Origin of the sequence: Streptomyces sp. NPDC102279, assembly GCF_044766365.1 — a bacterium.
Lineage (GTDB): Bacteria > Actinomycetota > Actinomycetes > Streptomycetales > Streptomycetaceae > Streptomyces.
In genome coordinates, this window is sequence record NZ_JBIWLU010000012.1 from 104,551 (window position 1) to 128,067 (window position 23,517).

At 72.6% G+C, this 23,517-nt stretch carries 21 protein-coding genes and 1 riboswitch; of the genes, 9 read left to right on the forward strand and 12 right to left on the reverse strand.

The window, feature by feature from the left end:
* Positions 1-25: 25 nt before the first annotated feature.
* The 4 genes from pknB to thiO all read right to left on the reverse strand — a co-directional run bounded on the left by pknB (position 26) and on the right by thiO (position 4,438).
* Positions 26-1,969, reverse strand: a complete 1,944-nt coding sequence (gene pknB, locus ACIRQH_RS29445; RefSeq protein WP_388865116.1) for a Stk1 family PASTA domain-containing Ser/Thr kinase — start codon at positions 1,967-1,969, stop codon at positions 26-28.
* Between the two features lie 306 nt (positions 1,970-2,275).
* Positions 2,276-3,070: a thiazole synthase gene (locus ACIRQH_RS29450; protein WP_358815132.1), complete on the reverse strand. Its 795-nt coding sequence runs from the start codon at positions 3,068-3,070 to the stop codon at positions 2,276-2,278.
* Positions 3,071-3,074: 4 nt separating this feature from the next.
* Positions 3,075-3,275: a sulfur carrier protein ThiS gene (gene thiS / locus ACIRQH_RS29455; RefSeq protein WP_358815131.1), complete on the reverse strand. Its 201-nt coding sequence runs from the start codon at positions 3,273-3,275 to the stop codon at positions 3,075-3,077.
* Positions 3,272-4,438 (reverse strand): glycine oxidase ThiO, encoded by a 1,167-nt coding sequence (gene thiO, locus ACIRQH_RS29460; RefSeq protein WP_404227673.1) that lies wholly within the window; start codon positions 4,436-4,438, stop codon positions 3,272-3,274. Before thiO ends, thiS begins: the two co-directional genes overlap by 4 nt.
* Positions 4,436-4,549, reverse strand: a riboswitch (TPP riboswitch). It overlaps the preceding gene by 3 nt.
* Positions 4,550-4,601: 52 nt before the next feature.
* Here thiO and ACIRQH_RS29465 point away from each other — a divergent pair.
* The 6 genes from ACIRQH_RS29465 to ACIRQH_RS29490 all read left to right on the forward strand — a co-directional run bounded on the left by ACIRQH_RS29465 (position 4,602) and on the right by ACIRQH_RS29490 (position 9,633).
* Positions 4,602-4,979, forward strand: coding sequence for a hypothetical protein (locus ACIRQH_RS29465; RefSeq protein ID WP_358815129.1), 378 nt, complete (start codon positions 4,602-4,604; stop codon positions 4,977-4,979).
* Positions 4,980-5,011: 32 nt separating this feature from the next.
* Positions 5,012-6,244 carry an NAD(P)/FAD-dependent oxidoreductase gene (locus ACIRQH_RS29470; protein ID WP_388865121.1) on the forward strand — a complete coding sequence of 411 codons (1,233 nt, stop codon included), beginning with the start codon at positions 5,012-5,014 and terminating at the stop codon, positions 6,242-6,244.
* Positions 6,245-6,321: 77 nt separating this feature from the next.
* Positions 6,322-6,693 (forward strand): Rv2175c family DNA-binding protein, encoded by a 372-nt coding sequence (locus tag ACIRQH_RS29475; RefSeq protein WP_358815127.1) that lies wholly within the window; start codon positions 6,322-6,324, stop codon positions 6,691-6,693.
* A 94-nt stretch (positions 6,694-6,787) separates the two neighbouring features.
* On the forward strand, positions 6,788-7,447 hold the full coding sequence (thiE, locus tag ACIRQH_RS29480) for a thiamine phosphate synthase (protein ID WP_404227676.1): 660 nt from the start codon (positions 6,788-6,790) through the stop codon (positions 7,445-7,447).
* 220 nt (positions 7,448-7,667) lie between these two features.
* On the forward strand, positions 7,668-8,591 hold the full coding sequence (metF, locus tag ACIRQH_RS29485) for a methylenetetrahydrofolate reductase [NAD(P)H] (RefSeq protein ID WP_358815125.1): 924 nt from the start codon (positions 7,668-7,670) through the stop codon (positions 8,589-8,591).
* 55 nt (positions 8,592-8,646) lie between these two features.
* Positions 8,647-9,633, forward strand: a complete 987-nt coding sequence (locus ACIRQH_RS29490) for a hypothetical protein (RefSeq protein WP_388875360.1) — start codon at positions 8,647-8,649, stop codon at positions 9,631-9,633.
* Positions 9,634-9,691: 58 nt separating this feature from the next.
* Here the strand turns inward: ACIRQH_RS29490 and ACIRQH_RS29495 are convergent, their stop codons facing one another.
* From ACIRQH_RS29495 to ACIRQH_RS29515, 5 genes are all read right to left on the reverse strand, one after another.
* Positions 9,692-11,215, reverse strand: coding sequence for a phytoene desaturase family protein (locus ACIRQH_RS29495; RefSeq protein ID WP_388875357.1), 1,524 nt, complete (start codon positions 11,213-11,215; stop codon positions 9,692-9,694).
* A gap of 99 nt (positions 11,216-11,314) precedes the next feature.
* Positions 11,315-11,953 carry a DUF4126 domain-containing protein gene (locus ACIRQH_RS29500; protein WP_358815122.1) on the reverse strand — a complete coding sequence of 213 codons (639 nt, stop codon included), beginning with the start codon at positions 11,951-11,953 and terminating at the stop codon, positions 11,315-11,317.
* A gap of 357 nt (positions 11,954-12,310) precedes the next feature.
* Positions 12,311-12,940, reverse strand: coding sequence for a TetR/AcrR family transcriptional regulator (locus ACIRQH_RS29505; RefSeq protein WP_358815121.1), 630 nt, complete (start codon positions 12,938-12,940; stop codon positions 12,311-12,313).
* Positions 12,941-12,975: 35 nt separating this feature from the next.
* Positions 12,976-15,060 (reverse strand): YhgE/Pip family protein, encoded by a 2,085-nt coding sequence (locus ACIRQH_RS29510; protein ID WP_404227681.1) that lies wholly within the window; start codon positions 15,058-15,060, stop codon positions 12,976-12,978.
* Positions 15,032-15,895, reverse strand: coding sequence for an ATP-binding cassette domain-containing protein (locus tag ACIRQH_RS29515; RefSeq protein ID WP_404227683.1), 864 nt, complete (start codon positions 15,893-15,895; stop codon positions 15,032-15,034). Before ACIRQH_RS29515 ends, ACIRQH_RS29510 begins: the two co-directional genes overlap by 29 nt.
* 173 nt (positions 15,896-16,068) lie before the next feature.
* On the opposite strand from ACIRQH_RS29515, the gene ACIRQH_RS29520 reads away from it, so the two are divergent.
* From ACIRQH_RS29520 to ACIRQH_RS29530, 3 genes are all read left to right on the forward strand, one after another.
* A complete protein-coding gene (locus ACIRQH_RS29520; protein WP_404227686.1) occupies positions 16,069-16,641 on the forward strand; it encodes an SAV_6107 family HEPN domain-containing protein in 573 nt (190 codons plus the stop codon).
* A gap of 201 nt (positions 16,642-16,842) precedes the next feature.
* On the forward strand, positions 16,843-17,613 hold the full coding sequence (locus ACIRQH_RS29525; protein WP_358820453.1) for a methyltransferase: 771 nt from the start codon (positions 16,843-16,845) through the stop codon (positions 17,611-17,613).
* Between the two features lie 274 nt (positions 17,614-17,887).
* The gene (locus tag ACIRQH_RS29530) at positions 17,888-18,286 is read left to right on the forward strand and encodes a DUF3040 domain-containing protein (protein WP_358820452.1); all 399 of its coding nucleotides are present in this window, start codon (positions 17,888-17,890) and stop codon (positions 18,284-18,286) included.
* Between the two features lie 314 nt (positions 18,287-18,600).
* On the opposite strand, the gene ACIRQH_RS29535 is transcribed toward ACIRQH_RS29530, so the two are convergent.
* The 3 genes from ACIRQH_RS29535 to ACIRQH_RS29545 are packed head-to-tail and all read right to left on the reverse strand — an operon-like array spanning position 18,601 to position 23,386.
* Positions 18,601-20,991: a DUF3488 and DUF4129 domain-containing transglutaminase family protein gene (locus ACIRQH_RS29535; RefSeq protein ID WP_404227689.1), complete on the reverse strand. Its 2,391-nt coding sequence runs from the start codon at positions 20,989-20,991 to the stop codon at positions 18,601-18,603.
* Positions 20,988-22,352, reverse strand: coding sequence for a DUF58 domain-containing protein (locus ACIRQH_RS29540; RefSeq protein WP_358820450.1), 1,365 nt, complete (start codon positions 22,350-22,352; stop codon positions 20,988-20,990). The genes ACIRQH_RS29535 and ACIRQH_RS29540 overlap by 4 nt, the downstream gene beginning before the upstream one ends.
* Positions 22,352-23,386, reverse strand: a complete 1,035-nt coding sequence (locus ACIRQH_RS29545) for a MoxR family ATPase (RefSeq protein WP_358820449.1) — start codon at positions 23,384-23,386, stop codon at positions 22,352-22,354. Before ACIRQH_RS29545 ends, ACIRQH_RS29540 begins: the two co-directional genes overlap by 1 nt.
* Positions 23,387-23,517 lie beyond the last annotated feature (131 nt).

Consider the following 23,517-nt stretch of genomic DNA (forward strand, 5'->3'; position numbering starts at 1 on the left):
TCCGTGAGCCGCGGGTGCTACGGGCTCAGCGGATCTGGATCGTGATGGCCGAGCCCTTGGGCGCGGTGTCACCGCCGTCCACCGACTGCTTCTTGACCGTGTCGCCGAAGAGTCCGAGGATGCCGCGGTCCTCGTCGACCCCGAAGCCGGCGTCCTCCAGCTTCTGCGTCGCGTCGTCCACGCTGTCGCCCACGACGTCGGGGACCTCGATCATCTCGGGACCCTTGGACACCGTCAGCGTCACGGTGTCGCCCGTGGCGGCCTCGCCGCCCGGGCTCGGCGACTGCTCGGCGACCTGGCCCTTGTCGAACTCGGAGTTGACCTGCTTCGTGGCGATCCTCACCTTCAGGCCGGCGTCCTCCAGCTCCGCCGTGGCGTCCTCGACGGACGAGCCGGTGACCTCCGGCACCTCCACCGGGCTGCCCTTGCTGACCACGAGCGCGATCGCCGAACCGGCGTGCCGGGAGGTGCCCGTGTCCGGGTCCGTGCTGATCACGGAGCCCCGGTCGACGTCCTCGCTGAAGTCCTTGGTGACCATGCCCGCGGCGAGCCCGGCGTCCTTCAGCCGGGCCTTCGCCCTGCCGAGCGCGACGCCCGTCAGGTCGGGCACCTTCACCGTCCTCGGGCCGTCCGACACGGTCAGCGTCACGGAGTCGTTGTCCCGGATCCGCTCGCCGGCCCCCGGGTCGGTGCTGATGACCCGGCCCCGCTTCACGGTGTCGCTGTAGGCGTGCTCGACCTGCTTGACGTCCAGCCCGGCATCCCGGAGACGGCCCTTCGCCTGCTGTTCGGTCTGCGTCAGGACCGGCGGGACCTTGGTGAACTGGCCCGAGTTGATGTACCAGACACCGGCGCCCAGGCCGAGCACCAGCACGAGGGCGGCGACGACGAACAGCATGCCCCGTCGAGGACGCCTGCCCACAGGCCGCGACGGCGCGGCGGGCGGGGCCTGGAGGTAGCCGGTGCTCTCGAACCGGCTGGTCCGATTGACGCCGTCGCCGTCGTCGTCGTTCACCGGCAGCGGGCGCTGCATGGACAGCGAACGCGGGATCACACTCGTACGGTCGTGGGCGTTGTCGTGGCCCACGGCGAGCGCGCCCGGCGGAACGGCGTCGAGCTGGTCGGCGGTGAGGGCGGCGCGGGCCTCCAGGACCCGCCCCAGCAGCGCCACCGCGTCGGCGGGGCGCACCTGCGGATTGCGGGCGGTGGACGTGGTGACCAGCTCGTCCAGCTCGTAGGCCATCCCCGGCACCCGGGCCGACGGCGGCGGCACGTCCGCGTGGAGGTGCTGGTAGAAGACCTGGGCGGGGGAGTCCCCGGAGTGCGGCTTGGCGCCGGTGAGCATCTCGTGGAGGACGACCCCGCAGGCGTACACGTCGACGCGGGGGTCGGCGGTGCCGTGCTCGATCTGCTCCGGTGCCAGGTACGAGACGGTGCCGAGGACGGCGCCCGTCGTGCTCGTCACCGTGTCCACCCCGCGTACGAGACCGAAGTCCGCGACCTTGACCCGGCCGTCATCCCCTATCAGGACGTTCTCCGGCTTCATGTCGCGGTGCACGAACCCGGCGCGGTGCGCGGCGCCGAGCGCGGCCAGCACCGGTTCCAGGATGTCGAGGGCGGCCCGCGGCTGGAGCGCGCCGCGGTCGCGCAGCACGTCGCGCAGGGTGCAGCCGGCGATGTACTCCATGGCCAGGTAGACGTACGACCCGTCCGTCCCCTGGTCGAAGACCTGCACCACGTTGGGGTGCGCCAGCCGGGCCACCGACTTGGCCTCGCGGATGAAACGGTCGACGAACGAACCGTCCGCGGCCAGCGCCGGGTGCATCACCTTGAGCGCGACCACGCGGTCGAGGCGGATGTCCAGGGCCCGGTAGACCGTGGCCATCCCGCCGACCGCGATGCGCGCGTCGACGCGGTAGCGGCCGTCGAGCACGTGTCCGACAAGCGGGTCCTGAAGGGTCGTATCCACGCAGGTGAGTCTACGAGCCACCACTGTCGGACCGCCCCGTTCGGCCGATACCGGGGCATGACTGCGACCGACCTGTGACGCGCACCGCGCGCACCGGGACCATGCACTCGCACTGGCGTCCGGCCAGCTCGGGCCCCCTCCCGCGGGGCCGTGGCACGTCGGCCGCCGCCTCGCCGGGGGGCCGCCGGCCACCCGGGAACGTGCGGTCCTGCACGGCTGCGGGTCCGCGTGGCGAGGCGGACATCACACGGTTCGGGGCGGGCACCACCCGCCCCGAGGGGGGATGCGCGGGCGCCTCCGGGGCGGTCAGAAGGCCGGGCGCTCCGGGTCCAGGGCCGCCATGCCGTCGGTGGGGGAGGACGCCGAGGCGAAGTGCCGGCGCGGGATGCGGCCCGCTCGCCGTGCCAGGCGGCCGCCCTCCACCGCGTGCCGCATGGCCTCCGCCATCAGCACCGGCTCCTGCGCGCGGGTCACCGCCGAGGCGAGCATCACCCCCGCGCAGCCCAGCTCCATCGCGAGCGCCGCGTCCGACGCCGTACCGGCCCCGGCGTCCAGGATCACCGGCACGCCCGCGCGCTCGACGATGAGCTGGAAGTTGTGCGGGTTGCGGATGCCGAGCCCGGACCCGATGGGCGAGCCGAGCGGCATGACCGCGGCGCAGCCGACGTCCTCCAGCTTGCGCGCGAGGACCGGGTCGTCGTTCGTGTACGGCAGCACCGTGAAGCCGTCGTCGACCAATGTCTCCGCCGCGTCCAGCAGCTCCACCGGATCGGGCAGCAGGGTGCGCTCGTCGGCGATGACCTCCAGCTTGACCAGGTCGGTGCCGAGCGCCTCGCGCGCGAGACGGGCCGTCAGAACGGCCTCGCCCGCGGTGTAGCAGCCGGCCGTGTTCGGCAGGACCCGGATGCCGAGGCGGTCGAGCACCGACAGGACCGAGCCGTGCACGGACGCGTTCACCCGCCGCATCGCGACCGTCGTCAGCTCCGTGCCGGACGCCACGAGGGAGCGCTCCAGGACGTCGAGGCTGGGCGCCCCGCCCGTGCCCATGATCAGCCGGGAGGCGTAGGTGGTCCCCCCGAGGACGAAGGGGTCGTCGGCCATTGGGTCAGCCTCCTTGAACGGCGGTGAGGACCTCGACGCGGTCGCCCTCGGCCAGCGAGGTGGACGACCACTGCCCGCGCGGGACGACGGTCTCGTTCAGGGCGGCGGCCACCCCCGACGGTGCCGGGGTGAGGGCGGCGACGAGTGTGTCGAGAGCGGTCCCGGCGGCGATCCGCTGCCGCTCTCCGTTGACGACGATGTTCATGCGGGCTGCTCCGTGAGGGCGGTGGCGCCGAAGCGCCGCGGGCTGAAGGGCCGGGCTTCGTCGGGGAGTTCGCCGGTGGTCAGGACGTGCGCCATGGCGTCACCGGTGACCGGCGTGAGGAGCACGCCGTTGCGGAAGTGCCCGGTGGCCAGCAGCAGCCCGTCCAGCGCGGTCGGGCCGAGCAGCGGCGCGTTGTCGGGTGAGCCGGGGCGCAGGCCCGCGCGGGTCTCGGTGAGCGGCAGCTCGGTGATGCCGGGCACCAGTTCGTGGGCGTCGCGCAGCAGCTCGTACACGCCGCCCGCCGTCACCGTGGTGTCCCAGCCGAGCTCCTCGCTGGTCGCGCCCACCACGAGTTCGCCGTTCTCGCGCGGCACCAGGTACAGGTGGCCGCCGCGCACCACGGCCCGCACGGTGCGGTTCAGGAACGGCGCGTACCGCTGCGGCACGGTCAGCCGCAGCACCTGCCCCTTCACCGGGCGCACCGGCGGCAGGACGTCGTCGGGGACACCGGCCAGCTGCCCGCTGAGACTGCCCCCGGCCAGCACCACCTGGCCCGCGCCGAGTGCGGTGCCCTCCGAGGTGACCACTCCGGCGGCCCGGTCACGGACGACGGTCAGCCGCTCCGCCCAGGTCCGGTGGACGCTCACCCCGGCCCGCTCGCAGGCCGTGACCAGGGCGGCCGCGAGGCGTCGCGGGTCGATCTGGTGATCGCCGTCGACCCGCAGGCCGCCGCGCACCCCCGGCGCGAGCATCGGTTCGAGACGGCGGCACTCACGACCGGTCAGCCACTCCGACTCGAGGCCCGAACGGCTCTGCAGCGCGTGCAGTTCCCGCAGGTGGGCGCGGTCGTCGGCGTCCAGAGCGACGGCCAGCGTGCCGCACCGGCGATAGCCCAGGTCCTGGCCGCTCGCCTCGGTGAGTTCGGCCACGAAGTCCGGATAGCGGCGCGCGGAGGCGAGGTTGAGGCCGAGCAGGGTCTCCTCGCCGTAGTGCAGCTCGGTGACGGCCGCGAGCATCCCGGCCGCGACCTGCGCGGCCCCGCCACCCGGCTCGGGGTCGACGAGCGCGGTGGTGAACCCGCGCTGTGCGGCCCGCCAGGCCGTGACGAGACCGATGATCCCGCCCCCGATGACGAGGACGTCGGACGAACGTGCAGGCGACATGGGCGTCCAGCCCCTCCCTTCGCCGGCATGACCCGGATCAGGTTCGTACGGTCGGAGGCCGCTCCAGCCTCCCTCTCAGCCCGTTGCGTACGGGCTCCCGCGAGTGCTTTACGGTGGCCACCCTAGCCCGCCCTCCACGGACTCGGTAAGGGAGCCTCCGCCCATGGCACGCTCGCTCGACGGCCTCGTCCTCGCCCCGGTCACCGACCAGGCGCCGGGTCAGGTCGGTACCCGCACCCGGTTCGCCTACCGCGAGGCGGACGGCACGGTCTGGGCCGACTACGCGGGCGGCGACGTCGTCCGCGGACACCTCGTCGGGACGCGCGAGGGCGACCGCCTCGACTTCCGTTACGTCCAGCTCAAGACCGACGGCACCACCTCGTCCGGGCACTGCGTGTCCCTGGTGACCGAACTGTCCGACGGCCGGGTGCGGCTGGAGGAGACCTGGGCATGGGAGTCGCAGGCCGGCTCGGGCACCAGCGTGGTCGACGAGGTGCGGGAGACGGCCCCTGTGCAGCAGATCACCGCGCACGTCCGCTGACTGACGAATTGTCAGGTGTCTATGGTGACCAGGTGAGCGAGCAGACGCAGGCGAAGGCGCAGGGGTCCACGGCACGGCGGGTCGTCGTGGTGGGCGCGGGCATGGCCGGGGTGCAGACGGCGGTCGCCCTGCGCGAGCAGGGCTTCACGGGCACCGTCACGCTGATCGGTGCGGAGGCGCATCAGCCGTACGACCGGCCACCGCTGTCCAAGGCCGTCCTGCTCGGCAAGGCCGAGGGCTCCGCCTTCGACGTCGACTTCGAGGCCCTGGACATCGACCTGCGGCTCGGCCTGGAGGCGGTCGGCGTGCGCGCCGGGGACCACGAGCTCGACACGGCCGGCGGACCCGTCCCGTACGACGTCCTCGTCGTCGCCACCGGAGCCGAACCGATCCGGCTGCCCGGCGCCGAGGGCGTGCCGGGGGTGCACCTGCTGCGCACGCTGGACGACGCCGACCGGCTGCGGCCCGTCCTGCTCCAGCAGCACGACATCGTGGTCGTCGGCGCCGGCTGGATCGGCGCCGAGTTCGCCACCGCCGCGCGCGAGGCGGGCTGCGCGGTGACGGTCGTCGAGGCCGCCGACCGGCCGCTCGCCGCCGCGCTGCCCGCCGAGGTGGCCGCGCCGATGGCCGGCTGGTACGCCGACAGCGGCGCCACGCTGCGCACGCACACGCGCGTGGAGCGCGTCGAGCCCGGGGCCGTGGTCCTGGACGACGGCTCCCGGGTGCCCGCGGGCGCCGTGGTCGTCGGCATCGGGGCGCGGCCCGCGACGGGGTGGATCGCCGCCTCCGGCATCGCGCTCGGCGCCGACCGCGAGATCCTCGCCGACAACCACCTGCGCTCCTCGCTGCCGGACGTCTACGCCGTCGGGGACTGCGCCTCCTTCCCGTCGGGGCGCTACGAGGACCGCCTTCTCGTCCACCACTGGGACAACGCGCTGCAGGGGCCCCGCACGGTCGCCGCGAACATCGTCGGCGAGACGCCCGCCGCCTACGACCCGGTGCCGTACTTCTGGTCCGAGCAGTTCGGCCGCTTCGTGCAGTACGTCGGCCACCACACGCCGGCCGACACCCTGGTGTGGCGCGGCGACTCCTCGGGAGCCTCCTGGTCGGTGTGCTGGCTCCGCGAGACACGCCTGGTCGCTCTCCTGGCGGTGGGCCGCCCGAGGGATCTAGCGCAGGGCCGCCGGCTCATCGAGGCGGGTGTCCGCATGGACCCGCTGCTGCTCGCGGACCCGTCGAGGCCGCTGAAGACCGCCACGCTCTAGGGGTCGGGCCCCCTCCGTCACCCCAGGTCGGACGCCCTCGGCTTCCGACTGTCGGTCCGGGATGGCAGGCTTGTCCCGTGACCGAGATTGACGCAAAGATCGATGCTCTCGTCCCCGCCTGGCTCACCCTCCCCGACATCGCCGAACAATTCGGCGTCGAGGTGACCCGCGTCCGGCAGCTGGTCAAGGACGGCCAGCTGATCGCCGTACGCCGTGGTGAGAACCGCGCGCTGCACATTCCCGCCGCCTTCATCGACGGGAACGAGCAGAAGGTCGTCAAGGGCCTGTCCGGCACCCTGACGCTCCTGAGGGACGACGGCTTCTCCGACGAAGAGGCCCTCGAATGGCTCTTCACCCCCGACGCGACCCTGCCCGGTACCCCCGCGCAGGCTCTGAGCGAGAATCGCGGCACGGAGGTGAAGCGCCGCGCCCAGGCGCTCGCCGTCTGACCTGAAACGAGACAGTCCGGCGCGGGGAGCGCGGCGGCCGGGACGAACCCGGCCGCCGAGGCTCCCCGCGCACCGACCAAGGGGGGTCCCACGCATGCCCGCAGCAGCCGCCACTTCCGCCCGCGCCCGGCTCGCCGACGCCCGCGTCTACCTCTGCACCGACGCCCGCAGGCGCCAGGGAGACCTCGCCGAGTTCCTCGACGCGGTCCTGGCGAGCGGGGTCGACATCGTGCAGCTGCGCGACAAGGGCATGGAGGCTGCGGAGGAGCTGGAGCACCTCCGGGTCCTCGCGGACGCGTGTGCCCGCCACGGCAAGCTCCTCGCGGTCAACGACCGGGCCGACGTGGCCCACGCCGTCGGCGCCGACGTGCTGCACCTGGGCCAGGGCGACCTGCCGGTTCCCGCGGCCCGCGCCATCCTCGGCGACGACGTGCTGATCGGCCGCTCGACGCACGCGGGCCCGGAGGCCGAGGCCGCCGCCGGCCAGGACGGCGTGGACTACTTCTGCACCGGCCCCTGCTGGCCCACCCCCACCAAGCCCGGCCGGCACGCACCCGGTCTCGACCTGGTCCGGCACACCGCCGCCCTGGTGACCGACCGCCCCTGGTTCGCGATCGGCGGCATCGACCTCGGCCGCCTCGACGAGGTGCTCGAAGCGGGCGCCCGCCGCGTCGTCGTCGTCCGGGCGATCACCGAGGCGGACGCCCCGGGAGCGGCCGCCGCCGAGTTCGCGAAGCGGCTGCGCGAGGCGTAGGACCGCCGGGCGAGGGAGCCCCCGGCTCCGCGGGACCCGCGTCCGGGATGAACGCCCGGAGCGCGGCCGGGAGCGAGTCCCGAGGGCTCCGCGGCCGAGGACGGACGGGCCCGCGGGCCGAGACCAGGCCTTTGTCCGAGGGGTGGACAAGAAACCGGCAGATGGGACAAATCTCATCGGTTCGGTGGGGGAAGGGGCACCCTCTGGCTAACCTGCGAGTATGGCCCTTGGATCTGCTTCCACCAGGACTGATCGCGCACGCACCGTGCGCGACATGCTCGCGACCGGCAAACAGACGTGCTCGTTCGAGTTCTCCGCGCCCAAGACCCCGAAGGGTGAGCGGAACCTGTGGAACGCCCTGCGACGGGTCGAGGCGGTGGCGCCCGACTTCGTCTCGGTGACCTACGGGGCCGGCGGCTCCACCCGGGCCGGCACGGTCAAGGAGACCGAGCAGATCGTGCTCGACACGACGCTCACCCCGGTAGCCCACCTGACCGCCGTCAACCACTCGGTCGCGGAACTGCGCAACATCATCGGGCAGTACGCGGACGCCGGTATCCGCAACATGCTGGCCGTGCGCGGCGACCCGCCGGGCGACCCCATGGGCGACTGGGTGCCGCACCCCAAGGGTCTGACCTACGCCGCCGAACTCGTGCGTCTCATCAAGGAGTCGGGCGATTTCTGCGTCGGTGTGGCGGCCTTCCCCGAGATGCACCCGCGGTCCACGGAATGGGACCTGGACGTCTCCCACTTCGTCGACAAGTGCCGCGCCGGCGCCGACTACGCGATCACCCAGATGTTCTTCCAGCCGGAGTCCTACCTGCGGCTGCGTGACCGTGTGGCCGAGGCCGGCTGTGAGACTCCGGTCATCCCCGAGATCATGCCGGTGACGAGCGTGCGGATGCTGGAGCGGCTTCCGAAGCTTTCGAACGCCTCCTTCCCGGACGTCCTGAAAGAGCGGATCCTCACAGTCAAAGACGATCCGGCGGCTGTACGCTCCATTGGCATCGAGTTCGCGACGGAGTTCTGTGCGAGGCTGTTGGCCGAGGGAGTCCCCGGACTTCACTTCATCACGCTGAACAACTCCACGGCGACGCTGGAAATCTACGAGAATCTGGGCCTGCACCACCCACAGCAGGCCTAGACCGGTCGCACCCGCGTACGACAGACTGCGTGCGGCCACTGGGAGAGGGGCGTACATGGGCTTGACGGTCCTCTATCTTGCATTCGGCATCGTCGCGCTGTGGCTGCTCGGCGAGGTGCTGTTGCAGTACAAGGCGCGCCTGCGGTTCCGGCTGCTCGCCTTCGTCGGCTTCCTCGGTGTCGTCCTCGGCGTCCTGATGCACTCCGTCGTGGTCATCGGCCTGGGCGCGATCGCGTTCACCGTCGGCCAGACGTACGTGACGCTGTCCTTCCGCAAGGGCTTCGCGCAGGGCTGGGCCATCAACGGCCGCTCCGCGGCCGAGAAGCCGGCCAAGCCCAGCAAGCGCCGCCGCGGCGAGCCGGAGCTCCCCGACGCGTCGCCCGAGGTCTCCGACCTCGAATCGACCGGCGGGGCGTCCTACGGCAACGAGGACCCGTACCCCGGCGAGGACGACGTCTTCGCGCCCGCCCAGTCCGACCGGTTCATGCCCCCGGGTGCCGGCGAGCCCACGGCCGCCGAGGCCACCGCGGTCTACGCGCCGCAGCCCCTCCCCGAGGACACCGGCTCCTACGGCGTGTACGACGCCAACGCCTACGCGGCGGCCACCGACCAGTCCTACACCGGCGCGTCCCAGGACCAGCAGGCGTACGCGGCGACGGCCCAGTCCCAGGACCAGCAGGCCTACGCGTACGACGGCTACACCGGCTACGACCAGCAGCAGTACGGCTACGACAACGGCCAGCAGCAGTACGCCGCCTACTCCGACCCGTACATCGGCACGCAGACGTACACCGGCGCCTCGTACGACACCACGGGTTACGGCGACCAGCAGCAGTACACGCAGCAGGGCTACGGCCAGGACCAGTACGGCAACGGCACGTACGGCGGCGAGACCCCGGCCGGTGGTGTCTGGGTGCCGCAGCAGCGCAACACCGACGAGTCCTACGGCGGCGAACTCCCGCCCGAGCAGCAGCAGTACCCCTACCAGGGGAACGGCGGCGGCAACGGCAACACCGGGTACGACGAGCAGTACCGGTACTGACCGGCGCCCCGCGCACGAGGGTCCGCACCGGCGCTGAGACGCGTCGCCGCGGCTCCGGTCACCGCGAGCCCTGGAAGTCGGGTCCTTCCACGATCAGTCCCGCCACCAGGGCGCCCGACATGCCCGCGTGCGGCAGACCGCCGCCGGGATGCGCCCAGCCCCCGGCCGTGAACAGCCCCGGCAGCCGCGTGCTGTTCGACGGGTGCAGCAGCCGGCCGTCCGCCGCGGCGAGTGCCGGGGCGGGCACAGCGCCCCCCGCGGCACCCGTCGCCTCCGCCACATCGGCGGGTGTCCGGACCTCGTGCCACAGCAGCCCGTCCCGCAGACCCGGCAGGGCCCGCTCGGCGGCGTCGAGGACCCGCTCCACGTCCGCCTCCGAGACCGCAGCACCCGAGGGCACCGTGACGGTCAGCGTGACCGCCTCGTGGCCGCTGTCGGGCACCAGCGCCGGGTCGTCGGGCCGCGTGACCACGACGGTCGGCGCCACGGGCGGACCCGGGCGCTCACCGAAGATCCCGTCCAGCTCCCCGTCCCGGTCGGTCGTGTGGACCACCGTCCGGTGCGCCGTCCCCGCGGGACGCCCGCCGCGCAGCGCGAGCAGGACCGTCAGCCGGCTCGCGCCCCCGGGCCGTGCCGGCACGTCGTCGCCGTTGCGGATCACCGTCCCGTGCAGCAGACCCTCGAGGACGCCGGGGGCCACACCGGCGACCACGAAGTCCGCCTCCTCGAAGGTGCCTGCGCCGGTGCCCGAAGCACCCGCGCCGGCGGGGGACAGCTCCACACCGACGGCCCGGCCGTCCTCCTCCACGATCCGCCCGATCGCGGTCCCGAACCGGAACTCGACCCTGCGGGCCACGCAGCGCTCGTACACCGCGCGCGCCAATTCCCGGACACCGCCGCGCACATACCAGGTGCCGAAGGCGTGCTCCAGGTACGGCAGCACCGCGGCGCTCGCGGGCGTGGCACGCGGGTCGAGCCCGTACGCCAGGGCATGGCTCTCCAGGAGCGCCGCCAGACGGGCGTCCCGCAGCTCCCAGGCGGCGACCTCGGCGAGCGTGCCGGCCCGGCGGGTGCGCAGCAGCTTCCTGTGCGGCACCGAGGGGTACGGGTCGCGCTCGGCCAGCACCGGCCAGTTGGGCCACAGGGGCTCCTCCAGGAGCGGTCTGCGCGCGCGGTCCCATGCCTCGCGGGCCCGCACCAGGAAGTCGCCCCACCGGGCGCCCGCACCCGCGCCGAGCGCTTCGTCGAGGGCGGAGAGCACCCCCGCGCGCGAGGCGTTCGGCAGGGACACCCGGGTGCCGTCGGCGAAGACGTGCCGCGCCGACGGGTCGACCTGCACCAGGCCGACGCACTCCTCAAGCGGCTGCTTGCCCGTCTTGACGAACAGGTCGCGGTACACCGCGGGCAGCGGCAACAGGCCGGGGCCCGTGTCGAAGGCGAAGCCGTCGCGCTCGACGCGGCCCACGGAACCGCCGTAGGTCTCCGCCCGCTCGTACACCACCACCCGGTGGCCCGCGACGGCCAGCCGGGCGGCGGCCGCCATCGCGCCCATCCCGGCGCCGATCACCGCAATCCGTCCCATGCCGGCGACTTTATCGGCCGCCACCGACAGCCCGGTCCTGGAGGTCGGGCGAGCGGCCCGGCCCGCGTGGGACCGATCGGCGCCGGACGGTCGCCGAGGTCAGTCCCGGCGTACGGACCCGGTCCTGTCGGGTGGCTGCCCGACCCGTTGCGCGAGCCGTCTCTCCTCCCGGCGCTGTGCCCTGCGGCGCATGAACCGCCGGATGCGCGAGACGAGGAAGTAGACCACCACGAGGCCGCTCGCCAGCAGAACGGCGGCGATGATCGCCGCCGCCTCCGGATGGAACATGGCGAACGTCAGGATGCCCGCGACCCCGAGATCCTCGGCGGTGCTCATCACGAAGTTGCTGAACGGCTCGGGCGAGGTGTTGATCGCCATCCGGGTCCCGGCCTTGACCGTATGGCTCGCCAGCGCCGTGGAGCCGCCGAGCACACCGGCCCACAGGTCCGAGACGGAGCCGCTCTGTCCGGCGAGCAGCGCCCCGACCCAGGCGCCCGCGGCAGGCCGGACCACGGTGTGCACCGAGTCCCAGACCGAGTCGACGTACGGGATCTTGTCCGCGACCGCCTCGAAGAGGAACAGCACGCCGACGGTGATCAGGATCTCGGGGCGCTGGAGCGTCTCCGGAACCTCGTCGGTCAGCCCGGTCGCGCCGAAGATGCCGAGGAGCAGCACCACCGCGTACGCGTTGATGCCGCTGGCCCAGCCGCTGGTGAAGACCAGGGGGAGTACGGACACGGACGCGATCGTAGCCACTCCGCGGGCGCACGTCCTGGGCATCCGTGCGCAGGGCTGAGTATCCGTACCTAGACGCCGAGATGAGTAGGCGCACGGATGAGGCCCGACCTGCGGGAACGAGAGAGTGGAGGCACGGAAAGGGGCGCGGCTCCGGTACCGCCGGCACGGGGCGGCGGAACGGAACACGCGTCCCTGGCCGCCCCTTCCGCCGACAGGCTCGGCGGGAGTGGGGCACGGGGGAGCCCGGAGGACGACCGAACGGGGTCTCGTCGGGGAACGCACGGGGGAGCACACGAAAGCGCCGGTTCGCAGGGCCCGCGGGGGACGCGGCGACTGCGGACCGGCGCTCTCGTGTGCTCAGTGGTGGCCGCTGACCCGTCCCTGGAGGAGCCGGGAGAGCGCCGCGTGGACGTCGTCCAGGGAGCGCTCCGGCTGGAACGCCTGCCAGTCCAGGGCCGCCACCAGGACCATCCCGACCAGGGCCGCCGCGGTCAGCGGGATGTCGATCTCGTCGCTGAGCTCGCCCTCGGCGACCGCGTCGCGCAGCACACCCTCGACGACGGCGACGGCCTGCTGCCGCACCACCATGAGCGTGGACTGCCAGGCCCGGTTGGTGCGCCACAGCTCGGCCACGTACAGCTGGGTGAAGGCCGGGTAGCGGTCGATGAAGACGAGACCGGCGCGGATCATCGCGTCCAGCGCGTCGACCTTGCTGCCGCCGTCCCGCGCGGTCGCCTCCGCCGCCTCCCGCAGCGAGGCGGTGAGGAGTCCCACCCCGTGCCGCAGCAGTTCCTCGAAGAGGACCGACTTGCTCGCGAAGTTGTAGTAGACCGTGCCTTTCGCGACGCCGGCGCGCTCCGCGATCTCGTCCACCGTGGTGGCGGAGAAGCCTTGCTCGGCGATGAGAGTGACCGCCGCCTCGTAGAGCTTCTGCCGGGTGGCCTCGCGCCGGCCGCCGCCGCCCGCCGTGGTGCTGCTGCTTTCCATGGTCCCGATTCTCACAGGAGCGCCCGCACGCCGAGTCACAGGCTCAGCTCCGGGTGCAGCCGGTCGAGGGTCCACACCTGTCTGCGGTGAGCCGACAGGGCGGTCAGGGCGAGCGCGGCCGCGGTGAAGGCGGTCAGGACGGCGCAGGCCAGCCAGACCGGCCCCAGGCCGCCCCCGGTGATGAGCCGGCGCAGCGCCTCGACCACGTAACTCATCGGCAGGAAGGGGTGGATCGCGTTGAAGAAGCCCGGGCTGGTCTGGACGGGGTACGTGCCGCCCGCGGACGTCAGCTGGAGCATCAGGAGCGCGAGGACGAGGATCCGCCCGGCCGCTCCGAAGCGCGCGTTCAGCCACTGCACGATCGCCGCGAAGCACGCGGTGACGAGGAACAGGAACCCGACCGTTCCGGCCGCCCGCACCATCTGGAGGCCGATCGCCCAGTGCAGCACCGCCATCAGGGCGGCGGTCTGGAGAACGCCGACGGCGGCGACCGGGAGCCAGCCCGCCAGCGCGATGCGCCAGGCCGACGCGCCCGCGGCGAGCGCGCGCCGGTTCAGCGGCTGGATCAGCATGTACGCCACCATCGCGCCCACCCACAGGGACAACGGAATGAAGTACGGGGCGAATCCGGTGCCGTAGTTGGGCGCCTTGTGCAGGTCCCTGGAGGCCAGTCGGACCGGGTCGGCCATGACCTGCGTGCGCCGGTCGCGGTCGTCCTTGTCGTAGTCGGGGATCCTCTCGGCGCCGTCGTGCAGCCCGCCGGCCAGTTTGTCGGAACCGCCGACCAGCTTGTACAGGCCGCCGTCGAGCGTGGTCGCGCCCGTCTTCAGGCGCCCCAGGCCGTTGTCGAGGTCGACGGCGCCGGTCTTGGCGGTGCCGAGCCCGGAGTGCAGCCGCTTCGCCCCCTTGGCGACCTTCGAGGCACCGTCGTTCAGCTTGTCGATCTTGGAGACGGCGTCGTCGAGGTCCTCGGAGAGGTGCGGCGAGCGGTCGGCGAGGGCCTGCGCCTGCTTCCCCAGTGTCTTCAGGTTCTTGTCCATCGCGGCGAGGTCGCCGTCCTGGTCGTCGATCAGCGTGTTGAGGTCGTCGGCGACCTTCACGACGTCGGAGGCCGCCTCCTTGGCCTTCTTCAGCTCGGGACACGCCGGGTCGGGGATCGGCAGGGTCGTGCACCGCGCGCGGTAGACGCTGTTCAGCGCGTCGGACGCGTCGTGCGCCCCCTTGGCCGCGAGCGGGGCCGTCGTCACCAGGGTGTCCAGGTTGTGGCGGATCCCCGCGGTCGAGTCGGCGACGAGCCGGGCGGTGTCCCCGATCGACTTCTCGTTGTCCTTCAGGAACGGGCCCACGGTCTCCGCGACCCCGTTGACCCTGTCCGCCAACTGCTGGGTGCCGTCCGCGACCTGACGCGAGCCGTCCTCCAGGTCCCCCGCGCCCGTGGTGAGCTTCTTCAGACCGCCGGAGAGCTTCCCGCTGCCCTTCTTGGCCTCCTTCAGGCCGTCGGCCAGGTCCTTGGAGCCCTTCTTCGCCTTGCCTAGGCCGCCGTTGAGCTCGTCGGCCCCCTCGGCCGCCTGCACGGTCTTCCCGTGGATGTCCGAGAACGAGATGAAGATCTTGTCCAGGAACGAGCGCGAGGTCTTCGTGGACGCCGCCGTGCGGACCTCGCTGAACACCGTCCGGGAGATCTGCCCGACGATGTAGTTGTTCGCGTCGTTGGTCCGCACCTGGAGGGCGCTCGTCTCGGGCGAGCTGCCGGAGCTGGACGCGATCCGCTCGCTGAAGTCCCCCGGCATGGTGAGCGACAGGTAGTACGTGCCGTCCTCGATGCCCCGCTGCGCCTCGGCCGAACTCACCTGGTGCCACTCGAAGGTGTCGCTGTCGTGCAGCCCCTCGGTGATGTCGTCGCCGACCTCGATCTTCTTGCCGGCGGCGGTCGCTCCCTTGTCGTCGTTCACCAGCGCCACGGGTATGCGGTCGAGTCGGCCGTACGGGTCCCAGAACGACCACAGGTAGAGGGCGCCGTACAGCAGGGGCAGCAGCAGAAGAGCGGCCAGCGCGGCCCGGGGGAGCTTGCCCCGGCCGAAGCGGCGGAGCTCAAGAGCGGCCAGTTTCGGCGAGCGCATCGGCCGACTCCTTGTCGTCGTCGTTGTCATCGCTGTCGCTGTCGCTGTCGCTGTCGCTGTCGCTGTCGCTGTCGCTGTCGCTGTCGCTGTCGCCGGCGGTTGCCGTGAGGGCGTCGGCGGGGGCGTCGGCGTCCGCCGACGCCGCGGTGGTGGACACGACGGGGACTCCCTCGGGGGCCTCGCTGCACACGGCGAGCACCGTGATGCCGGATGCGGCGATCGAGGACAACAGGGCCCACGCGTCGACCCGTTCGGCGTCCGAGAGCTTCAGATCGGTGTCGTCGACGCCGAGGAGCAGAGGACGGCCGATCAGGGCCAGGGCGATCTCCAGCCGCAGCGCTTCGAGGCGTTCCAGATCCCGTACGGCGGTCCTGGCTCCCTTGGGGAGCGCCTCCGGGTCGAGCCCCGCGGCGGCCAGGGCGGCCTCCATCCGCAGCTCGGCCTCGCGCGCCCGCTCGCCGCGCGGACGCAGCAGGGACCGCAGCGAACCCCCGAACCGCCGCTGCAGCAGCGCCCGTTCACGCAGGTGCTCCCCGACGGTCAGGGCCGGGTCGAGGTCCGTGACCCCGGGCACGTGCGCCACCGCACTCACCCGGCGCACCGCACCCAACTGCTTCGGCAGCCGCGACGAGCCGACGGCCGCCGTCCCCTCGGTGGCCTTCATCCGTCCCGTGAGTGCGAGCAACAGGCAGGTACGGCCCGACCCGGACGGTCCCTCTATCGCGACGAGCGATCCCGGCTCCACGTCGAACCGGACCCCGCGGAACGCCCAGCCGCGGGGTCCCCTGAGCCCGAACTCCTCGGCCGTGACGCCCAGTCCGTACGGACCGTCCACAGCTTCCCCATCCCCTGGAACATCGAACTACTTTTGAACTGACTGGTCAGTGCAAAAACTACTCCGAACCTTCGATCGAAGCAAAACCGCAGGTCAGAACGGATTGTCAGTGGCATACCGCACGATGGGCACATACGGCCACAGTGCCGTCACACGACGACAGGAGGTTCGTCATGGCCAGCTCGTCCGCAGCCGCCGCCCGTCGGCGCCGCGCAACCGGCCCTGCCCCCTCACTGACCGGCCCCGCCGGCGACGTGCACCCCGTACTCCGCCGGGCCACCGCGCCACCCGCCGCTCTCGACCTGCTCGCCCAGGCCCGCGCCGGCCTCGACGAGGCGACAGCGCTGGAGACGTCGAACGAGCGCTATGCGACTGCCCACTTGGCGGCACTTCGAACAGCCGCCGCCGTACTCGCCGCCCGTGGCCGCCCGGAGCCCACGTCCCGCCGCAGGGCCCGCATCCGCAGCGCCTGGGAGGTCCTGCCGGAGATCGCCCCCGAACTGACCGAGTGGAGCGCGCTGTTCGCCTCGGGGGCGACCCGCCGCGCCCGCGCCGAGGCGGGCATACAGGGAGCGGCCACGACGCGCGACGCCGACGATCTGATACGCGACGTCGCCATGTTCGTGCGCCTCGTCGAGCGCCTGCTCGTCCTACAACCCGTGCTGCCCCAGCCCCGGCAGGACCAGGAGGGAGAGCCGGGGGAGCGGAGGGAGTGGGGGAACCGCGGGGATCAGGTCGGCACCTGATCCGCACCCGATCCGCTTCGGATCCGCGTCCGCCGGGCACGGGATCGGCACCCCGTCGTCACGCGGTCCTGCGCGCGTGAGACGGGGGATCGGCGACGGCGACGGAGGCAATAAGGTGGAGGCGCCTGCTGCCTCCCGCCGGGAGGCCCGAAGATCGCTCCGCCGTTCACGAGGCGGTGCCGCGCCGAGGAGTCAACTGCCGTGTCGGACCCGATGCGCCCCCGCGCTTCTCTCCGTACCGCCGTGGTCTGGGAGGTCCTCAAGGACGCCCTCGACCGCAGGGTCAAGGCCGCCGGGCGGGAGTCGCTCGACGTCCTGGACACCGGAGGCGGCAGCGGCAACTTCGCCGTACCCGTCGCCCGCCTCGGCCACCGGGTCACCGTCGTCGACCCGAGCCCGAACGCACTCTTCGCGCTGGAGCGCCGCGCCGCCGAGGCCGGCGTGGATGACCGCGTGCAGGGCGTGCAGGGCGACGCGCACGGACTCTTCGACGTGGTCGAGCGCGGTGGCTACGACGCGGTGCTGTGCCACGGCGTCCTGGAGTACGTGGACAGTCCGGCCGAAGGCGTCCGCAACGTGGTGGACGCCCTGCGGCCCGAGGGTGTCCTCAGCCTCCTCGCCGCCGGGCTGGGCGGCGCCGTGCTCTCCCGGGCCCTCGCCGGCCACTTCAAGGAGGCGCGACACGCCCTCGATGACCCGGACGGACGCTGGGGTGAGGGTGATCCTGTTCCGCACCGTTTCACCGCCGAACAGCTCACCGGTCTGGTCACCGGCGCGGGCCTGCACGTGGCCGCCGTGCACGGGGTCCGGGTCTTCGCGGACCTGGTGCCGGGAGTCCTGGTGGACACCGAGCCGGGTGCGTTGGAGGCGCTTCTGAAGCTGGAGGCCGCAGCGGCCGAACTCGCCGCCTTCCACTCCGTGGCCACACAACTCCATGTGCTCGGCGAGGCCCGCGGGGCTGCCGAGGGCTGAGCAGCTCCCGCGGTGCGCCGCTGATCAGGGGCTCGGCGTCAGATGGAGTACGCCACAGACCACCCGATCGTGTGCTCGGCGCCGTATGATCGAGGGAGACCGTCCGGCATGACGGACCGTTCGCTGGGGAATGCACGCCTCAGTGGATCGGGGTGCCATGGCGGGTTCCGGTTGGCGGATTGGCGTAGAGGGGCGGGTTTCACGGGGGCGATTCCCTGCCTATCCTGAAGGGGACCCCCGGTCGCCCCGGCGACTGCACGATGAGGAGGACTCCGTGCCGCTCTCGGAGCACGAGCAGCGAATGCTCGAGCAGATGGAGCGAGCGCTGTACGCCGAAGATCCCAAGTTCGCGACAGCGCTTGAGGGAAGCGGGCTGCGTACGTACACCCGGCGACGGGTCTACCAGGCGGTCGCGGGCTTCCTGGTGGGTATCGCGCTCCTCATGGCTGGAATGGTCGCAGTTCAGATCTGGCTGAGCGTGGTGGGCTTCCTCGTCATGCTGGGCTGCGCGGTGCTCGCCGTCACCGGCTGGCGCAAAGCTCCCAAGCCCGGTGAACAGCCGACCGCTGCGGGTTCGCCCGCCGCTCGCCATCAGGGCCGGCAACGCCGGTCGGTGATGGACCGGATCGAACAGCGCTGGCAGCGTCGTCGCGACGATCAGGGCGGTCAGTAGACCTCCGGTGTCGTAGCCGAAGACCTTGTGCCTGAGGGGGCGTCCACCCGACGGGGTGGACGCCCCCTCAGGCATGCGTTCAGAGCGTTCCCCGGGCCGTGAAGCCGAGGCCCTGGGGGAGGGCGTGGAGAGCGACCGGCGCCCTCCGACGTTCCGGCACGGGGTCCGCGGCAGGGTCCGCAGCAGCCGGACGTCGAGGCCTCAGAGCCGGCGCCTACCGACCTCAGGGCGCCCGTAGGTGACCGGGCCGCCTCGGCCCGAGCCGAGGCGGGTGGAGGCCGGACCGGCTTCCACCCGCCCGGCCGGTGCCGCGGTCAGGGGTTCTGGCCCGATGGGCGGCGGAGGAGAGCGTCCAGGCGGGCCGACAGGCGGGTGCGGAAGGTGGTCCAGGCCGCCGCCGTGGACCAGGCCACCCGGACGGCCGAACGCGGGGTGAGAAGCGCGCGCAGCCGGGCGGGACGGCTCGCGGAGGCTCTCAAGGCCCCCTCGATCCGGCGCGCGTCGTCCGCGAGACCCGTCACCGGACGGGGACGCGGAGCGTAGAGCACCTGCTCCACCGCCGCGGCCAGCCGGTACACCGAGGCCGAGGCCTCCGGTCCGAACTCGCCCAGCCGGGCCATCCGCTCGGCGGCCTTTCTCGGGGTCTGCGAGTCCTCCGGCGCGATCCCGTGGTCCCACGCCGTGTCCGTCACCTCCAGCCAGGCAGCCAGCGTGTACGCCGCCACGTCCGTCTCGGTGCGGCCGTGGCCGCCCAGCCGGACGGCACGGACCCTCACCCGCCAGAGCATCGGCAGCAGCGGCACACCCAGGACCAGAAGACCGGCCAGGGCGAGTCCGAGGATCTTGAACCAGGGCCAGTCGTCGTCGGACGCGCCGACCGCCGCCGCGGAGGACTCGCTGGGGCAGGCCTGCAGCTTGCGCAGCTGTGTCGAGCAGCTCTCGCTGGCCGACGGGGCCGTGGAGGGCGCCGCGGACGCCGAGTCGGACGGCCTCGGCACCACCGGCAGATCGTTGCCCGGGGTGTCCGACTGCGTGTACGCCGGCACCGTGCCCCGGCTGGGGGTGGGCTCGAAGCGGGTCCAGCCCACGCCCTCGAAGTACAGCTCGGGCCAGGCGTGCGCGTCCCGCAGTCCCACCGACATCGATCCGTCGGCCTGCGGGGTGCCCGGGGTGAAGCCGACCGCAACGCGGGCCGGGATCCCCAGCGTCCGCGCCATCGCCGCCATCGCGAAGGAGAAGTGGACGCAGAAGCCCTCCTTCTCCTTCAGGAACCGCGCGATCGCGGCGGAGCCGCTGCCCGCCTGCACCTCGGTGTCGTACCGGAAGTTGCCGCTGACGGCGAAGTAGTCCTGGAGCTTGACCGCTTCCTCGTAGTGGTTGGCCGAGCCCTGGGTGACCTTGCGGGCCGTGTTGGCGACGACCGCGGGCAACGACTCCGGCACCTTCGTGAACTCGCGCCGCAGAGAGGCCGGTGGGTCCGGAGCGTCCGCCAGCTGCCGCGCAGTCGGCTGCACCATCAGGCTGGTCACCTGGTACTGCACACCGCGGGTGTTCTGGCCGTGGTCACCGACGAGGGTGCGCCCCACCGGCTCGTACCGCCAGGAGCCGTTGATGTCGACCTTGCTGGCCGGGTACGGCATCGGCAGCCAGTCCTGCCCGTACCACTCGGCCGCCGAGATGCGGGTCTGGATCGAGGACCGCCGGACGTCGCCGCCGAGACCGATCGGCGCCGGGAACGACTTCGGCACTTCCTGGATGTGCCGCTGGGCCGGCTTCCAGGCCGTGCCGTCGAAGTCGTCCAGCGAGACGATCCGCAGATACAGGTCCTGGGTCTCGTTCGTGTTGGTGCGGTAGGTCATGACCGTGCGGTCCTCGTCCACGTTCAGACTGTCGCGGAGCGAGACCAGCGGGTTCACGGCGGAGATGGTGCCGCCGCCTCCGGGGCCGTTGCCCATGCCCCGCCCCGTGCCGTCCAGCAGACCGCCCTCCAGGGAGGGCAGGGCGATCGGCACGACCAGGGCGATACCCAGCGCGACCGCGCCGATCCGCCGTCCGGTCCTGACGGGTGCGACGGCGCCGGTGGCGAGGTCCGGGCCGGGCGTGCGGGCGGCCCCGCCGAAGACGCGGCCCCACTGCGAGAGCCGGTCGCGGCCCTCGGCCAGCAGAAGCATCAGGTAGCCGGCCGCAGCGAGCAGGAACCACAGCCAGGCCGCGCCGCCACCGGCGAGACCGGCGGCGACCGAGTACAGCGCGAGGAGCGGCAGTCCGGCCGGTGCGGCGCTGCGATAGGTCACCGCGAGGGCGTCCACCGCGAGCCCGATCACCAGGACACCGCCGACCAGCATCAGCCGGATGCCGTCGGACAGCGGGGCGGGGATCGAGTACCTGCCGACGTCGTCGGTGCCCGCCTGGAGCAGGGCTCCGAAGTGCTGGAAGACCTCCGGGCCGGGCACGATCACGGCGACGGCCTGCTGACGGGCGAAGACCAGGGTCAGCAGCATCAGCGTCACCAGCGCCTGCGCGGCCACGGTCAGCGGCCGTGCCAGCGGGACCCGCCGGGTCAGCGCGCCCACACCGCTCTGGACGGCCAGCAGGAACGCGGCCTGGAAGAGCCAGGTCGCCGGGTCCACCAGCGGCAGCAGCGCACAGGAGGTCATGAGCGTGGCCGCGGTCGCGCACAGTGACAGTCGGGCCCGCCCGCTCATGTGCCACCACCCCCCGTGGTAGTCCCCGTCGACGCCATGTGCGTGCGCAGGCGGTCCGCCTCGCGCCACAGCTCGGCGAGGGTCACCCCCCGCGGCACCGTGACGGCGGTCCAGCCCGCCTCGCGCAGCATGCGCAGCCTGTCCTCGCTCCTGTCCAACGGGCCGGACACGTCGGACGGTTCCCGTACCCAGGACTCACTGTCCAGCAGGAACGCGACGGCCCCGCCGCTGCGCTGGCGCATCTTGCCCAGCACCGAGGCCTGTTCCTCGTCGAGATCCCCGAGGAAGGCGATCAGCAGTCCCTCGTTCCCGCCGCGCAGTACGTCGTACGCGGGGGACAGGCCCGTACCGTCCGAGTGGTCGATCACGGCGAGCGTGTCCATCATCATCCCGGCGGCGTCCGCGGACTCCTGGCTGGCGCCCGTGAACCCCTCGGCCCCCTCGCCGGGGACCGAGCTGCCGGTGTCCGTCAACAGCCGCACGGAGAAGCCCCGTTCGAGCATGTGCACCAGCGCCGACGCCGCGCCCGAGACGGCCCATTCGAAGGCAGAGTCGGGACCCGCGCCCCGGAAGGCGACGCCCCGGGTGTCGAGCAGCACGGTGCAGCGGGAGCGCTGGGGCTGCTCCTCGCGGCGGACCATCAGCTCGCCGTAGCGCGCGGTGAGCCGCCAGTGCACGCGGCGCAGGTCGTCGCCGTAGCGGTACCCGCGCGGGATGATGTCGTCCTCGCCGGCGAGGGCCAGCGACCGCTGACGTCCGTCGCCGTACCCCTTGGCCTCGCCGGTCAGCCGCACCGGCGGCAGCGCCTCCACGCGCGGGATGACCGTCAGCGTGTCGTACGTCGAGAAGGAGCGGGTCAGCTCGCACATGCCGAACGGGTCGGTCAGCCGCAGCTGCAGCGGGCCCAGCGGGTACCGGCCGCGCAGGTCCGAGCGCACCCGGTAGGACACCTCGCGACGGCCGCCCGCCTCCACCCTGTCCAGTACGAACCGGGGGCGCGGACCGAGGACGTACGGCACCCGGTCCTGGAGCATCAGCAGACCCGTGGAGAGCCGCGAGACGTTCTCCATGCGCAGATGGACGCGGGCCTCCGAGCCGGCGGGCACGCGTCCGGGGGAGAGCCTGCGGCTGCCGGCGACCCGGTAGCGGGTGCGGTACAGCACGGTCGCGCAGACCAGTGGCAGCACCGCGAGGAGCAGGCCGACCCGGAGCAGATCGCTCTGTCCGAGGACGTAGGCGCAGATCGCGGCGGCCACTCCGGCGGCCAGGAAGGACCGCCCGCGTGTGGTGAGCCCGGCGAGCGCGGTGCGCAGCCCGCCCTTGTCCTCCTCGGCGGTGTGCTCCGTGCCCCCGTGGCTCATCACAGCCTCCGGGGCGGCTGCTGGCCGAACGCGGGCGCGCCCCGGCCCATCGTGAGACCGGACTGCTGGGGCGCGGCGGGCACCGCGGTGTGCTGGAGGATCTCCTGGACGACCTGCTCGGCCGTGCGGCGGTTCAGCTGTGCCTGGGCCGTGGGCAGCAGGCGGTGCGCCAGGACCGCGACGGCGAGCGCCTGCACGTCGTCCGGCAGGGCGAACTCGCGGCCGCTGAGCGCGGCGGAGGCCTTCGCGGCGCGCAGCAGGTGCAGCGTCGCACGCGGCGAGGCGCCGAGTCTGAGGTCCGGATGGGTGCGGGTGGCGGACACCAGGTCCACCGCGTACCGGCGGACGGGGTCGGCGACGTGGACCGTGCGGACCGCGTCGATCAGCTTCACGATGTCGTGCGCGTGGGCGACCGGCTGGAGGTCGTCCAGCGGGTTCACCCCGCCGTGCACGTCCAGCATCTGCAGTTCGGCCTCGGCGCTCGGGTAGCCGATGGAGACGCGGGCCATGAAGCGGTCGCGCTGGGCCTCCGGGAGTGGGTAGGTGCCCTCCATCTCGACCGGGTTCTGGGTGGCGACCACCATGAAGGGGCTGGGCAGTTCGTAGGTCTGCCCGTCGATGGTGACCTGCCGCTCCTCCATCGACTCCAGGAGCGCGGACTGGGTCTTCGGCGAGGCGCGGTTGATCTCGTCGCCGATCACGATCTGCGCGAAGATCGCACCCGGCTTGAACTCGAAGTCACGCCGCTGCTGGTCCCAGATGGAGACACCGGTGATGTCCGAGGGAAGCAGGTCGGGTGTGAACTGAATGCGCCGCACCGAGCAGTCGATGGACCGCGCCAGCGCCTTGGCCAGCATGGTCTTGCCGACGCCGGGGACATCCTCGATCAGAAGATGTCCTTCGGCGAGCAGCACGGTCAGCGAAAGCCGTACGACCTCAGGCTTGCCTTCGATCACTCCTTCCACCGAACTGCGGACACGCTCCGCAGTGGCGGTCAGATCAGTGAGGCTCGCTCGATCGTCATAGGTCGTCACCCGGCCCTCCTCGGCCCTTTCACGGGCCGACGCCCTGTGCGGACCGGCCCACCCCGAAACACGGACACCACGCGCGAACAGTTCCGCGTGGTGCCACACCCGCATTCTTGTTGCCGTTACCGGTTCGTGTC